This window comes from Ruegeria sp. AL2, from assembly GCF_056540845.1.
In genome coordinates this window covers 39349-53279 of sequence record NZ_JBQFXM010000014.1, presented here as the reverse complement: position 1 = coordinate 53279, position 13931 = coordinate 39349, and the positions used below count along the sequence as shown (strand labels likewise).

At 57.3% G+C, this 13931-nt stretch carries 12 protein-coding genes; 7 read left to right on the top strand and 5 right to left on the bottom strand.

What is annotated here, in order from left to right; genetic code table 11:
• Positions 1-3: 3 nt before the first annotated feature.
• Genes ACR0ID_RS15670 through ACR0ID_RS15660 form a run of 3 tightly spaced genes read left to right on the top strand, consistent with a single transcriptional unit; the run spans position 4 to position 2764 of the window.
• The gene (locus ACR0ID_RS15670) at positions 4-1926 is read left to right on the top strand and encodes a nitric oxide reductase activation protein NorD (protein WP_480606841.1); all 1923 of its coding nucleotides are present in this window, start codon (positions 4-6) and stop codon (positions 1924-1926) included.
• Positions 1923-2471 (top strand): cytochrome c oxidase subunit 3, encoded by a 549-nt coding sequence (locus ACR0ID_RS15665; protein ID WP_480477355.1) that lies wholly within the window; start codon positions 1923-1925, stop codon positions 2469-2471. Before ACR0ID_RS15670 ends, ACR0ID_RS15665 begins: the two co-directional genes overlap by 4 nt.
• A gap of 5 nt (positions 2472-2476) precedes the next feature.
• Positions 2477-2764 (top strand): cytochrome C oxidase subunit IV family protein, encoded by a 288-nt coding sequence (locus ACR0ID_RS15660; protein WP_480606839.1) that lies wholly within the window; start codon positions 2477-2479, stop codon positions 2762-2764.
• 52 nt (positions 2765-2816) lie between these two features.
• Here the strand turns inward: ACR0ID_RS15660 and hemA are convergent, their stop codons facing one another.
• Positions 2817-4040 carry a 5-aminolevulinate synthase gene (hemA, locus tag ACR0ID_RS15655; protein ID WP_480555367.1) on the bottom strand — a complete coding sequence of 408 codons (1224 nt, stop codon included), beginning with the start codon at positions 4038-4040 and terminating at the stop codon, positions 2817-2819.
• Between the two features lie 185 nt (positions 4041-4225).
• Here hemA and ACR0ID_RS15650 point away from each other — a divergent pair, with 185 nt between their 5' ends.
• From ACR0ID_RS15650 to ACR0ID_RS15640, 3 genes are all read left to right on the top strand, one after another.
• Entirely contained in the window at positions 4226-4918 is a 693-nt protein-coding gene (locus ACR0ID_RS15650; RefSeq protein ID WP_480606836.1) for a Crp/Fnr family transcriptional regulator, read from the top strand.
• Between the two features lie 139 nt (positions 4919-5057).
• A complete protein-coding gene (locus tag ACR0ID_RS15645) occupies positions 5058-6068 on the top strand; it encodes a D-cysteine desulfhydrase family protein (protein ID WP_480606834.1) in 1011 nt (336 codons plus the stop codon).
• Between the two features lie 184 nt (positions 6069-6252).
• Complete coding sequence (locus ACR0ID_RS15640; RefSeq protein WP_480606831.1) at positions 6253-7497, top strand: molybdopterin molybdotransferase MoeA; 1245 nt, start codon at positions 6253-6255, stop codon at positions 7495-7497.
• Here ACR0ID_RS15640 and ACR0ID_RS15635 read toward each other — a convergent pair.
• From ACR0ID_RS15635 to ACR0ID_RS15620, 4 genes are all read right to left on the bottom strand, one after another.
• A complete protein-coding gene (locus tag ACR0ID_RS15635; protein WP_480606828.1) occupies positions 7494-9914 on the bottom strand; it encodes a GcvT family protein in 2421 nt (806 codons plus the stop codon). The genes ACR0ID_RS15640 and ACR0ID_RS15635 overlap by 4 nt on opposite strands.
• A gap of 151 nt (positions 9915-10065) precedes the next feature.
• Complete coding sequence (locus ACR0ID_RS15630) at positions 10066-10305, bottom strand: hypothetical protein (RefSeq protein ID WP_480520512.1); 240 nt, start codon at positions 10303-10305, stop codon at positions 10066-10068.
• Between the two features lie 135 nt (positions 10306-10440).
• Positions 10441-11598 carry an aromatic ring-hydroxylating oxygenase subunit alpha gene (locus tag ACR0ID_RS15625; protein WP_480477339.1) on the bottom strand — a complete coding sequence of 386 codons (1158 nt, stop codon included), beginning with the start codon at positions 11596-11598 and terminating at the stop codon, positions 10441-10443.
• Between the two features lie 102 nt (positions 11599-11700).
• Complete coding sequence (locus ACR0ID_RS15620) at positions 11701-12606, bottom strand: LysR substrate-binding domain-containing protein (protein ID WP_480520514.1); 906 nt, start codon at positions 12604-12606, stop codon at positions 11701-11703.
• 140 nt (positions 12607-12746) lie between these two features.
• Here ACR0ID_RS15620 and ACR0ID_RS15615 point away from each other — a divergent pair, with 140 nt between their 5' ends.
• Complete coding sequence (locus ACR0ID_RS15615; protein ID WP_480606826.1) at positions 12747-13691, top strand: PDR/VanB family oxidoreductase; 945 nt, start codon at positions 12747-12749, stop codon at positions 13689-13691.
• The last annotated feature ends 240 nt before the right edge of the window (positions 13692-13931 follow it).

Genomic DNA, 13931 nt, shown 5'->3' with positions numbered 1-13931 from the left:
CCGATGGTCAAGATCGATTTTGAGCCATGGGAACCCGAAGAAACGATCGGGAAACTGTGGCACACCCTTGCCAGCCGCCTCGATGCACCCCTGGTGCACGATGGAGCCGCGGTCGACCTCTCTGAGGTCGCGGGGCGGCTGGCCGTCCTCTTTCGAGGGCTGGGCGGTGGTCCGGGCGTAGAGTTGCGCCCGGTCTCGCCCGAGGTTTCACACCACCGTCTGGGTTGGCGTCGTCGTCTGGCGACAGAGGCAGAACTGATGCCACGCGCCTCGTTCGACGGTGAAGTTCTGCGCCTACCGGACCGGCTGGCGGTTTTTCCAGCCCGCGAAGCAAACGGCGCGCTGTATGTCTGGCTGGCCGCTGCGGCTGCCCATGCCGGAACGCGAATTGATGAAGACGATCCGCTGCGCGCCGACTTGCGCGCACTGATCGCCGCACAGAGCATGGTTGATGCGACCCTGGACGACGCCCCCGGCCTGCGTCCGCTTTACACCGAGCTTTGCAAGGGCGTGCTGCATCAGCGCGATATCCCCAACCTGCCACCGGTTGAGGCGGCAGTCGAAGAACTTATCCAACATAGGCTGTGTGACCCTCAACCGCTGTCGGCGAAAGCCGAGCAGCTTCTGACACTGGACGAGGACCTGATCGCCCCCCGCGGCTATCAGCCTATGCGCCCGGTTCCCCTATGGCCCGAACTGCGCGCGGTTGGCTTTTCCGAACATAACGAGGTGGAAAACCCCGAAACCGAAGGTCCGCCCGAGGAATCCGGTGAGAAAACCCACCGCGCCCGCCGTCGCAAATCGGATCAAGCCGAGCGCAGCGACAGTTTCATCCTGCACAAGTTCGAAGCCATCCTCAGCTGGGCCGAGTTCCTGAACATCAACCGCCGCATCGACGATGACGATCCCGACAACGCCAAGAAAGCGGCCGATGATCAGGAAGAGATTGGCCTTGGTCAGATATCAAAAGCCCCCCCAACGCGGCTGAAGCTGCACCTTGATCTGGCACCCGAGGATGTGAATCGCGAGCGTCTGTCCGGTCGCATCCTCTACCCCGAATGGGACGTGCGCTCGGGCCGGTATCTGCCAGATCACGTCAACGTCCTGCTGTCGGATGCGGATATCCGCGACGACGCTGCCGCCTTCGGCAAGGACCCTGCCACCGCCCGCCGCATCCGCGCGGTCAAACGCCAGTTCGAGGCGCTGCGCCCCGGTCGTGTGATGACACGCGGCCATCTGGACGGTGACCAGCTGGATATCGAAGCCGCCGTGCGTGCCGAAACTGACCGCATGGCCAGTGGCGAAAGCAACGACCGCATTTGGCAACAATCCCGCCCCGAGGCGCGCGACCTGGCAGTCTCGATCCTGCTGGATGTCAGCCGTTCCACTGAAAGTGCCGTAACCGGTCGCGCCGTGATCGACATTGAACGTGAAGCTCTGGCCGCTTTGGCCTGGGGCCTGAACGCCTGCGGCGACGATTTCGCCATTCATGCCTTCAGTTCGCTGAAACGTCAGCGCGTCTATATCCAGCGATGCAAACGGTTTGATGAGCCTATGGGCGCCAGAGTTGAACAACGTATCGCATCGCTGCGACCCGGTCATTACACACGGCTTGGGGCCGCGATCCGCCACTGTTCAAAGGATTTGGCAAGCCAGACCCGCAAACGCCGCCTGTTGCTGGTGATCACCGATGGCAAACCCAATGACCTTGACCATTACGAAGGGCGCCACGGTATTGAAGACACCTGCATGGCCGTGCGCGAGGCACGCCGCGCCGGGCAATCGGTTTTTGGCGTCACCATCGACAAAACCGGCAAAAGCTGGTTCCCGCGCATGTTCGGACAGGGTGGGTTTGCGGTTATTCCTGACCCACACCGCTTGACCATGGCCCTACCGCAGATCTACCGCCAACTGGTCGGAGCATGAGCGAAACTTCTTTCATCGACGAGCTTCCGGGCGAATTGCTGATGTGGGTTCTGATTATCAGTGAGCTGCTGGTTTTTGGTGCCGGGCTGATCGCGTTCATGGGCGTTCGCCTGACCGACCCTGCAGGCTTTGCCGAGGCGCAGTCGCATCTTTATCGAACAGGGGCAGCCTTCAATACTGCAATACTGGTCACATCTGGTTATCTGGCCGCACAGGCCCTGAACTGGCGCCGCGCAGCATTCCGGTTCAAGGCCAGGCTGGCCCTGACAGGTGCGGCTGTACTTGGGATTGCATTCCTGGTTGTCAAAAGCGTGGAATACGCTGGAAAGGCGGGGCAAGGCATTACCTATGAAACCCACCCGTTTTTCATGTTCTACTACCTGTTGACGGGGTTTCACGCGGCGCATGTTCTGGCCGGGGTGGGCATTCTGCTGCTGGTCGCGTGGCGCGATGATCCTCGTAACATCGAGGCGGGCGCACAGTTCTGGCACATGGTTGACCTGGTCTGGATCCTGCTGTTTCCCGTTATTTATCTTCTGGGATAACCAAGATGTCGGCAATTTCATCTTTTGCTAAATACTCCCTCCGGAGGCGTCCGAACTCACTCACCAGCGCATGGCTGGTGCTTCTGGCACTCAGTCTGGCCTCAACGCTTTTAACCCTGATGAAAACGCCTGGCGAACTCATTGCAGGTGGTATCCTGCTCCTTGCCTTGATCAAAGCCCGTGTGATCCTGGCCCGATATCTGGACCTGGCTGAAAGCCCGGGCTGGCTGCGGGGTTTCACCATAGTTTTGACGGGGTTCTCTGCCGTGATCTTCGCACTTTACCTGATCTGAAAAAAGCCGCCCCAAAAGGGGCGGCAGGTTACCAAGCAAAGGGACGCTTAGGTTATTGTGCGGCCATTGGCATCCGCGCGATCTGACAGCGCTGCCACAGCGCCGACAATGCGCCCACCAGATGATCGATATCCTCGTCCGTATGAACGGGTGACGGTGTGATCCGCAGGCGCTCGGTTCCTTTTGGAACTGTTGGATAGTTGATCGGCTGAATGTAGATGCCAAACTCCTCAAGCAGCGTGTCCGAAATGAATTTGCACTTCACCGGGTCGCCAACCATCACCGGGATGATATGGCTGGGGTTGGTCAAATGCGGAATGCCTTCTGCATCCAAAAGGGCGCGTACCTGCGCCACACGGGTTTTTTGCAATTCACGCTCGGCACTTGAATGCTTCAAATGCCGGATCGATGCGGCGGCGCCGGCTGCAATCGATGGGGGTAGGGCAGTGGTGAAGATGAAGCCACTGGCAAAGCTGCGGACAAAATCACACAGCGCGGCTGAGGCTGCGATATACCCACCAACCACGCCGAACGCTTTGCCCAACGTGCCTTCGATGACCGTCAGGCGATCCATCAATCCTTCGCGTTCGGCAATTCCGCCCCCGTGCGGGCCGTAAAGGCCGACGGCATGAACCTCGTCCAGATAGGTCATCGCGCCGTACTTGTCCGCCAGATCGCAGATTTCCTTGATGGGGGCGATATCGCCATCCATGGAATAAACCGATTCAAAGGCGATCATCTTGGGTGCGTTGGGATCAGCTGCGGCCAGTTTGGCGTCCAAATCCGCCAGGTCGTTATGTTTCCAAATCACCTTCTGGGCACGCGAATGCCGGATACCTTCGATCATCGAGGCGTGGTTGAGCGCATCAGAAAACACGATCAGCCCGGGAATTCGCGCGGCCAATGTCCCCAAAGCAGCCCAGTTCGACACATATCCTGAGGTGAACAGCAACGCCGCTTCTTTCCCGTGCAGATCGGCCAGCTCAGCCTCAAGCAAAACGTGATCATGCGTGGTGCCCGAGATATTGCGCGTACCGCCAGCGCCTGCTCCACAGCGATCCAGAGCGTCGTGCATGGCAGAGATCACCGAAGGGTGCTGCCCCATGCCCAGATAGTCATTGGAGCACCAGATCCGCACATCCCGCTGGACCGGTCCGTCGGTTTGGCGCGCGTTCGGAAACGCGCCACAGCGGCGTTGCAGGTCGATGAAAATCCGGTAGTTGCCTTCGTCTTTCAAAGTGTCGAGGCTGTGGCTGAAAAATCGCTCGAAGTCCATCTGGCGTGCTCCCCGGATAACTGAAATTTCGTTGAACCTATGCCAGTGGTTCGCGCCCTTACATGACAATAGTCAAGTTGGAGACCGAGAAAAGGGTGGCACCCCCGCGCTGGCTTTGGCATAGCATGTCACGGGGTTGATCATCCGGGGGTGTTCCCGGAACGGACGAATAAGGGGCTGCCTTCTTGTCACACGAGGCACAAAAGATAGTTGCACGGCAGTCACTGCTCTTGCGAAGCCTGCCAGAGCAACATGTCGATACTCTGCTGCGTCAGGCCGTCTGGCGGCAATACGACCGGGGCGAGACAATCTTTCTGCAAGAGGAAGAAGCCAGGGCCGTACATGTTGTACTGGTTGGTTGGGTCAAGCTGTTTCGCATTTCCCCGACCGGTGCCGAAGCCGTGGTGAGTGTTTTCACGCGCGGTGAGAGCTTTGGTGAAGCCGTTGCGCTGCGCAATGTGCCCTATCCCGTTTCGGCCGAGGCGGTATCTCCCTGCGAGATCATGCACATTCCAAGTCCGGTGCTGCTGTCGCTGATGAAGCAAGATCCGGAAATCTGCGTGTCGATTCTGGCGGCCACATTCACGCACCTGCATTCCCTTGTGGCGCAGCTCGAACAGCTCAAGGCCCAGACAGGTGCGCAGCGTGTCGCAGAATTCCTGCTGAATCTGTGTGATAGCGATGCCGGCCAGTGCGAAGTTGAACTGCCGTATGACAAGATGCTGATCGCCGGACGTCTGGGGATGAAACCCGAAAGCCTGAGCCGAGCGTTTTCGAGGTTGAAACCAGTCGGGGTGAAGATCAACCGAAACCACGCGGAAATTGCAGACATGGATGTATTACGGAATTACGCGGAAAGCGACCCGAGCGAGAAATAGAGCCATGTGGCTGTTTCTCTGGGCAGTAAACTGGCCATTTCCGGTCTGCGATCTTTTCGGCAACCACTATCCTTACTATTCTTGCTGGATATGCCCTATTCGGCGCGATCCTGAATGGGTGAGGTGATGGAACGCAGACATGACGATTGAACAGAAACTAGCCGGTTATCCCCGCGCGAGACTGATGACAGCTGCCACGCCGGTCGAACGGCTTGATCGTCTGTCCGACCAGCTTGGTCTGGAACTGTGGATCAAACGGGATGATCTGACAGGGTTGAGCTTTGGCGGCAACAAAACCCGGCAGCTTGAGTTCTATATGGGTGAGGCACAGAAACAGGGGGCAGACACCATTCTGATCACCGGAGCTGTGCAGTCCAATTTCGTGCGCACGGCTGCCATGGCTGCGTCGAAGCTTGGGATGGAGGCCGTGCTTCAATTGGAAGAGCGCGTGCCCGATATGGGAGAGCACTATTATTCCTCGGGGAATGTTCTTCTGGCCCGGATTCTGGGTGCCGAGCACATGCACTACCATACCGGAGAAGACGAGGCCGGGGCCGACAATGCCCTTCACTTGCGGGCAGATCAGCTGATCGCTGAAGACCGAAAGCCATATGTAATTCACTTGGGCATCGATCATCCGCCCTTGGGGGCGTTGGGTTATGTGGCCGGGGCTGCCGAACTACTGGATCAGATCGCCGATTTCGACGTCGCAGTGGTGCCATCCGGCAGCGGTTCGACCCACGGCGGGTTTCTGGCCGGGCTGCGTCTGACTGGCAACACGGCACCTGTTTACGGCATCTGCGTTCGCCGCGACCGTCGCCAGCAACATGCGCGGTTGCAAAAGGTATTGGAACGGTTGGCGGGTATGATGGAGTTTGACCCGGCTCTGGTCATGAAAGACATCCTCACATGGGACGGCGCATTACCTCCTGGATATGGGCGGATTGGCCCGTCCACACGGAAGGCGCTTGCACTGATGGCGCGCGCCGAGGGTATTTTTCTGGATCCGGTCTACTCGGCCAAAACATTTGCGGGTTTGTTGGAATTACGTGAAAACGGCACCATTCAACAGGGTCAGAAGGTTGTGCTGTTGCATACGGGTGGGCAACCGGCGCTGTTTGCATATCAGGAAGAGCTGATCCCGGCCTGAGAGCCATCCGAGAAGCCACTGTATACTAAGTCGCGATTAGCCAGCCAACCCGTGGTTTCGAAGCGCGCCACACGGTGACACGTGACCTATGTCAATGACAGTACCGCGGATGTCGTGTCGGTTGAGCGAACCTAGCCCACCTTAGAATGGGTGGAAGATATGTTCGCAGAGTTGGAGGCTGGATATGGCTGATGGATGCGGCTGTGATCGACACGCGCATATGTATCTGAGCGTGGATGAGGCCCTGCACCGTGGCCTGTCCGCTGCTGATCCGATTACAGAAACGGAAACGCTGCCTTTGGCCGCTGCAATAGGGCGAATATTGGCCCGCGACTGTTTCAGCAAGGTCGATATGCCCGCTTTCGACAATTCGGCAATGGATGGTTATGCGGTTCGAACCGCAGATCTTGGCGATGACGACCTGTTCCAGATGCCGGTGGAGGGTCGCATCGCGGCGGGGGACAGCGGGTCTCATGCTGCACCTGCGGGCAGTGCACTGAGGATTTTTACCGGAGCGCCTGTTCCTTCTGATTACGACGCCATCGTCATGCAGGAAGATTGTGATGTTGTTGAGGGGCAAATTCGCTTCAGCCGCCGTCCAAAGCCCGGACAACATATCCGGCGCGCCGGTGAAGACCTTCATGCCGGAGCGCCGATCCTGCGGCGCGGCTGCGAGATTGGCCCGCGCGAGGTGGCAGCCCTTGCATCCGCCGGGTGTGGCGAGGTCGTGGTTCTCCGCAAGCTGAAGGTTTCGATCTTTTCAACCGGCAGTGAGTTGCGCCAACCGGGTGAGCCCCTTGGCCCGGGGCAGATCTATAACTCGAACCGTTACATGCTGCTTGCGCTGTTGCAGAAGCCCTGGATTGAACTCACGGACCGGGGGCCGGTTGAAGATGACCCCGCGCTTTTGAAACAGGTCTTGCTGGACGCGACTGAAACCTCTGACCTGATCATCACGACCGGTGGTGTTTCTGTCGGCGATGAGGATCATATGCCGCGTCTGTTCACTGGGATCGGTGGCGTGACGGATGTGATGAAAGTCGCAATGAAACCGGGTAAGCCCATCATGTTCGGTCGGCGTGGCGGTGCACTTTACATCGGCCTGCCGGGCAACCCGGTTTCTGCTTTTGTGACCTGGCAGATAATCGGATCGCAGATGATGGCGCGCCGCGCCGGTCTGCACCACACACCGCACGCAGCCGTACAAGCAGTTCTGTCGGAACCTTTGTACCGTACCGCAGGCCGACAGGAATATCGCCCAGTTCAGATTGACGGTTACACACCGGACGGACAGCCCCGATTGCGTCTGATGGAGCCGTCCTACAGTGGTCGTGTTGCTTTGCTTGCGCAAGCGGATGGATTGGCGATCATCCCGGCAGAGGTGACGGAATACCCCGAAGGACAAGGCCTTGAGCTATTGCGGTTTTAAGCCCTAAGCGCTTTTCCCGCGGCATCAAAGGGCGGTTCATGCAGGATTGTGGCCCTGTGCGGTCGCCCCAGAACCATAACCTCGACCTCATCACCTAGCTGGGCATTTTTCACATATCCCAAGGCCAACGACATTCCGACGGTGTAGCCATAGGTGCCCGAGGTCACCCGGCCGATCCCTTCACCGTTCTTGAAGATCGGCTCGCCACCTGTTGCATCCGCGTTAGATGCTGTCACATCCGCTTCGTTCAGGTGTAGAACTACCAGGTGTTCCCGGGCCGGGTTCTGCAACACTTTCTGCGCAGCCGCTTTGTTGAGGAAGTCCTTTTCGAATTTGCAGAGGCGATCAAGACCCACTTCATGCGGCCAGTACTCCGGGCTGTATTCGCGGCTCCAAGACCCATAGCCCTTTTCGACCCGCATAGACATCAGTGCCCGGCTGCCAACAGGGCCAGCCCCGAACTCTTTGCCTGCCTCAATCAAGGCATTGTACAGTCGTGCTTGATCTTGGGTGGCGCAATGCAGCTCCCACCCCAGGTCGCCAGTAAAGGAGACGCGCAGGGCAAGAACCTGAACTCCCGCCAGCTCGATCTTGGCGGACCGCATGAACGGGAAATCTTCGGTTGCGAGCGATGTGTTGGTCAGAAGTTGCAGGATGTCGCGGGACTTGGGGCCGGCCACGTTAAAGCCGCACATCGTTTCGGTTTTGCTTTCGAAAGTGGTGCCCTCAGGCAGCGGAACCTGTTTGAAGAAGCGCTTGTGATACCGCTCTGCCATGCCCGAGCCAATCACCCAGAACTCGTCATCAGCCACGCGGGTAACTGTAAAGTCGCCTGCAATACCGCCGCGTTTCGAGATCAGCGGGGTCAGGCAGGATCTGCCGACGGTTTTGGGCATGGTATTGGCAAAGACGGCGTTCAACCAGTCTGCCGCACCCGGACCCTTGCAGAGATACTTGGCGAAGTTCGAGATATCGATGATCCCGGCACGGTCGCGCAACATCCTGCATTCTTCACCTACCGGTCCCCACCAGTTCTGACGGGTAAAGCCGTTGGTGTCTTTGGTGCCGGGCGTTGCGGCAAACCACAGCGGATGTTCCCAACCGGCGTTCAGGCCAAAAACCGCACCCATGGCTTTCTGCGCCTCATAGATCGGGCGAACCCGTGCGGGACGACCGGCGCTGCGTTCTTCATTGGGGAAATGGATCGCGAACCTATGACTGTATTGATCTGCCACGCGCGCTTTGGTGAACGCCTTGGTGGCCCAGCTGTCAAAACGCGCCAGATCCCAGGCGAACATGTCGTATTCCATTTCACCCTCGATGATCCACTGCGCCGCCATCAGGCCCATGCCGCCCGATTGCGAGAAGCCGGGGATGATCCCGTTGCAGCAGAAATAGCCGTCGACCTCAGGCACCGGCCCCATCAGAACATTTGAATCCGGCGACCAGATCATCGGGCCGTTGATGACACGCTTGATCCCGGCTTCACCAACCGCAGGCAGGCGTTCGATGGCGTTCATCATGTTCTCTTCGATCCGTTCCAGATCATCAGGGAACAGATCGTGGGCAAAATCCAGCGGCGTGCCTTTTTCGGCCCAGAACCTCATATCTTTCTCATAAGCGCCGACCAGCAGGCCGTTGCCTTCCTGACGCAGGTAATACTCGCCATCCCGGTCTGACACAGATGGCAGACGGGTGCCGTGGCTTTTCACATCAGCCATGGATTCGGTTACGAAATACTGGTGCTCTGTAGGTTGCAGCGGCAGTTCGATTCCGGCCAGTGCCGCAACCTCGCGCCCCCACAGGCCCGCTGCGTTCACCACCCAGCGTGTCCTGATGTCACCTTTTGGCGTTCTGACGATCCAGCTGCCATCCTCCTGCTGCTCGGTTGCAGTGACCGGCGTGAAACGGTGAATCTGCGCCCCGCGTTGACGTGCGCCGACCGCATAGGCGTTGGTCACGCCCGACGGGTCCACATTGCCGCCATCGGGTTCGAACATCACGCAACGGATGCCGTCGTAATTGACCAGCGGGTTCAGCTTTTGAGCTTCTTCGATGCTGATCTCATAGAAGTTCATGCCATACAGTCTGGCCTTTGCGGCCTGTAGCTTCAGCTGATGTTCGCGCTCTTCTGTCTGGGCCAGGTATAGCGAGCCAGGCTGGAATACGCCGCAGCTTTGACCGGTTTCAGCTTCCAGCGCTTTATACAGGCTCATCGTGTAATGCTGGATGCGGCTGATATTGGTACTGTCGTGCAATCCGTGAATGTTGGCGGCTGCGTGCCATGTTGACCCCGAGGTCAGCTCGTTCCGCTCCAACAGAACTACATCGGACCATCCCAGTTTGGTCAAATGATACAGGATCGAGCACCCGATCACTCCTCCGCCGATGACCACGGCCTGAGCTTCGTTTCGCATTTTGGCTATCTCGCGCGTTTTCGTTCGCGCTTGTTCTTTCATGAAGACTGACCCATCGACAATGTCGACAAAATTCGAGATCGAATGAAGTCAGCTAAACTCAAATTTGGAGAATGCCTGACGGCGCAATACGCTTAAGCAAACGAATTCGTCAGAACGTCAATCGGTGTGCGCGGCCACGTTCAAACAGCTTTAGGTTCAACTCATCTGCTTCCGGCGCGCCATATTCCAACGCAAACACAAATGCGTGGGTCAGGTAAAAACACGAGGCTTCATGATCCTGACGTTGTTCGGCCAGAATCGCCGCTTCGTGATAAAGCCGGATCAATGCGGGTACATCTTTTTCCGCATGGGCTCGCAAGAGTTGTTTATCGAGTTCGTTCAGATCCACTGTGATCCTTTCAGCGAATTCACACCGGCTGCCCAATACTAAAGAAAAGAAGGCAACGCCGTCCCGTCTATAGTGTTTGCAACCGACCCGCGATCTGGTCAGTCAGGCCTAACCAGATCGACTTTTCAGGATTGCTTACGCTTCAGCGCGGGCTTTTTCGATCTGCGTGGCCACCCAATGGTGAAAACAATGGGTCGGGCCGTCCATCGCGGGCGAGAAACGACCGCCATCGAATTTCACGCCGTGACGGCCTTTCTGCATGCCTTCAACCACAAAGACGTCTTCCTCGAACACCGTCTTCCACAGTTGCGCGTTCTTGGCACGCAGTGCTTCGTGTTCGGGCGCGTCTTCGGGTTTTTTGGCGTAGTAGAGCTCAATCCGTTCGTTCGAACGCTCATGTGTGATCGGATCGATGAGGAAAGCAAAGCCGTGGTCACGCTGAACACCCAGCAGGGTATTCGGGTAAACGACGATATATTCCGCGCCGTCAGTCCACTGCTCACTCAGGTTCTCGAAATCATCCAGCTTTTCGCCATCGTGACCCTCGAACTGGCGGTAGACATAGGTGCCCTGACCCGAATACTTGCCCAGTTCGTTGATGTTGTAGTGATCTTCCAGACGCGAATAGCTGTTCAGGCCGGGATGAACCCAAGGCAGGTGATAGCTCTCGCAGTAGTTCTCAACAGCCAGTTTCCAGTTCGAGTTCAACTCAAGATAAACCGATGCGCCAGCGCCACCGTGATACATTGGTTGATCGAATTCTTTCCAGCGTTCCATCAACTCGCCATGGACATTTTCGAATTCCGGAGCATCGCCGCTGACATTGACAAAGACAACATCCCGCCAGACATACGAGCGGATGCGGATAAGGCCCAACTCGGCGAAATCTAGATCCTCATGGGTGTTTTGCCCAGGGCCACCGACATGAGGGGCAGTCCGCAGTTCACCATTCAGGCCATAGCACCAGCTGTGATAGGGGCAGCGGATCGCGCCGCGGATTTTTTGCGGCTTGTCGACCAAAATCATGCCGCGATGGCGACAGGTGTTCTGGAACACGCCGATCTGACCGTCGCGATCGCGTACCATCAACAGCGGCACACCCAGGAAATCGATCGGATACGCATCTCCCGCCTCTGGAATGTCTTTGCCAAAGCCGATGCCGGACCAGTTCGCAAACAAGACCGCATCCCGTTCTTCGGCAAAAACTGCGGGATCAATATAATGCTCGTTCGGCAGACCCTTTGCGGTGTTTACCGGTGTCAGAACAGACGAAAGCGGTGCGTGCTTGTTCATCGGCCACTCCTGAGTGATTTGAATGAGTTTATCGCTGCATCCATTGGCGGCCGAGGCCGCCCACGTTCAATACTAAAAAACCTAATGGCAAATTGAGGCAGGCTAAACCGAACCTTCAGACAGTTCGTTAAGCAACCAATTCTTGAGAGCCAGCGCTCCTTCCGAAAGCTGATCGTCCGGACGACCGACAAGATAGAAATTATCCGGGGCGGGCAGGCTGAATTCCTCTAATGCAACGAGTTTCCCTGATGCGAGCATGGGCTGGACCAGACGTTTCCACCCCAGCGCAAGACCCGCCCCTTTACGCGCCACCTGAAGGGCAAGCGCATAGCTGTTCACCCGCGATTCCACGGGAACAACCCCAGAAAACCCGAGGTCGTGGAACCAGGATGACCAGGTCGTCCAGGTACTGTCCTGCGTTTCAAGATGGATCAGCCGCCGCTGCACGAGGTCTTCAAGGCTGGCCCCTTTAAGGTCCGCGGCCATCTGGGGGCTGCAAACGGGTGTCAGGATATCGCGATACAGTTTCGTGTGCGTGAGTTGCGCGTTCGCGTCCCGGCCATAGCGGATGAACAAGTCGATATCCGGCCGGTCCGTGAACGCCTTGTCCTGCGCCATCTGGTTCACTTTCACGTGCGGATAATCTTGCCAGAACCGGATGACAGACGGCGACAGCCAAAGTGCGGCGACGGCAGTGGTTGACCCAACGGTTACGTGGTTCTCGACATCGTTGCTGCGAATCTTTTCAAGTACCTTTGAAATCTGCCTGAACGAAGCGCCGAGTGCCTCAAACAGGTCTTGCCCATCCTCGGTCAGTTCCACACCGCGGTGTTTCCGGACAAAAAGGGTCGCGCCCAGTTCACCTTCCAGCGCCTTAATCTGATGACTGACGGCACCCGGCGTCACGGAAAGCTCACTCGCGGCTTCCTTGAAGCTGAGATGCCGAGCGGCGGCTTCAAAGGCCGATAAAGTCGTAAGAGGGGGAAGGTTGTAGTGGCGTCGAGACATGGAGGTTTGTTGGCTATTGAACTCTAGGTGAGTTCAATTCATCCGAATGTTAGAAATTTTGCAATTGAAATCTATCTTTTTTCCTGTTGTTTGCTGAACGACCCGGAATGTGCGCCGCGTGAGACCGAACAGGACAAGTGATGGATACTCAAGTTGCCCGCCTTGTGCGAAAAACACCGCTCAGCCCCGACACCTCTGACTTCTGTTTCGAGATCGAAAGCGGGCGCTTCACCAGCCTCGAGCCCGGAGCGCATGTAGACATCCATCTTGAAGACGGTCTGATACGGCAATACTCGCTGTGGAGCTGGAGCCAGGATGGACGCCTGATCAACGTGGCCGTCAAACGCGAAGACAAGGGGCGAGGCGGGTCACTGGCGATGCATGACCTCGAAGAGGGCGCGACCGTGGAAATCGGCGGCCCCCGCAACCACTTCAAACTTGAAAGCCATGATCGGCACGTCACTTTGATCGCAGGCGGCATCGGGGCCACTCCACTGGTTGCAATGGCACGTGAGCTGCTGAACCGAGGGCAGGATTTTCGTGTCTATTATCTTGTTCGATCAAAAGAATACGCGGCGATGGATGCACAATTCCGGGCGCTTGGACTGGATGAATGGTATCATTTGCATTGTGATAACACAGACGGGGTGTTCGACCTGAGATCGGTCATGCAATCGATGCCGATGGGCGCAGACGTTTATACCTGCGGCCCTGAACCGATGCTGAATGCGGTACTGGAGGCTGGTGCCTTGCTGCGCGGCGGCGCGATACACTTTGAACGGTTCGCCGCCGCGTCGGACATTGAACACGCCCCGAACGCCGATTTCCAGATCGAGATCCAGTCGACCGGTGCGATCTATCCCGTTGGCAAGGACCAATCCATTCTGGAGGTTTTGCAATCCAATGGTGTGCAGGTTGATTTCGGCTGCTCCGAAGGGCTTTGCGGAACATGTATCGTGGATGTCGTTTCCGGCGAAGTCGATCATCGCGACGGTATACTTACCCCGCAAGAGCAGGAAACGCATGAGTTCCTGTGCACATGCGTTTCGCGGGCCAAGTCGGGTAAACTGGTATTGAAACTGTAGAAGGAGCCACATTCATGCCCTTTACTTGTTCTCGCTAACACCTGTTTCGAGTAACCGTGAGCGTCGTTTCAAGTTGCATATGTGTCGGAATCTTGGGTGAGCCGCCCTAACCTCTGTCATAGGTTTCCCCGAATTGAAGGGCGCAACCACTTCTTGCGAAGCTGCAACCAGGTTCAACGGCAGACAGACTTGCCACTTCGAGCCAACAGCTTTTGCAAGCGAGAACAATCCGGGAGGAAA

Excerpts from the sequence above, each read along its gene's own strand:
- ACR0ID_RS15635 (WP_480606828.1), bottom strand. The coding sequence starts at position 9,914 with ATGCGAAACGAAGCTCAGGCCGTGGTCATCGGCGGAGGAGTGATCGGG.
- ACR0ID_RS15660 (WP_480606839.1), top strand. The coding sequence starts at position 2,477 with ATGTCGGCAATTTCATCTTTTGCTAAATACTCCCTCCGGAGGCGTCCG.
- hemA (WP_480555367.1), bottom strand. The coding sequence starts at position 4,040 with ATGGACTTCGAGCGATTTTTCAGCCACAGCCTCGACACTTTGAAAGAC.
- ACR0ID_RS15615 (WP_480606826.1), top strand. The coding sequence starts at position 12,747 with ATGGATACTCAAGTTGCCCGCCTTGTGCGAAAAACACCGCTCAGCCCC.
- ACR0ID_RS15625 (WP_480477339.1), bottom strand. The coding sequence starts at position 11,598 with ATGAACAAGCACGCACCGCTTTCGTCTGTTCTGACACCGGTAAACACC.
- ACR0ID_RS15645 (WP_480606834.1), top strand. The coding sequence starts at position 5,058 with ATGACGATTGAACAGAAACTAGCCGGTTATCCCCGCGCGAGACTGATG.
- ACR0ID_RS15670 (WP_480606841.1), top strand. The coding sequence starts at position 4 with ATGGTCAAGATCGATTTTGAGCCATGGGAACCCGAAGAAACGATCGGG.
- ACR0ID_RS15665 (WP_480477355.1), top strand. The coding sequence starts at position 1,923 with ATGAGCGAAACTTCTTTCATCGACGAGCTTCCGGGCGAATTGCTGATG.
- ACR0ID_RS15640 (WP_480606831.1), top strand. The coding sequence starts at position 6,253 with ATGGCTGATGGATGCGGCTGTGATCGACACGCGCATATGTATCTGAGC.
- ACR0ID_RS15620 (WP_480520514.1), bottom strand. The coding sequence starts at position 12,606 with ATGTCTCGACGCCACTACAACCTTCCCCCTCTTACGACTTTATCGGCC.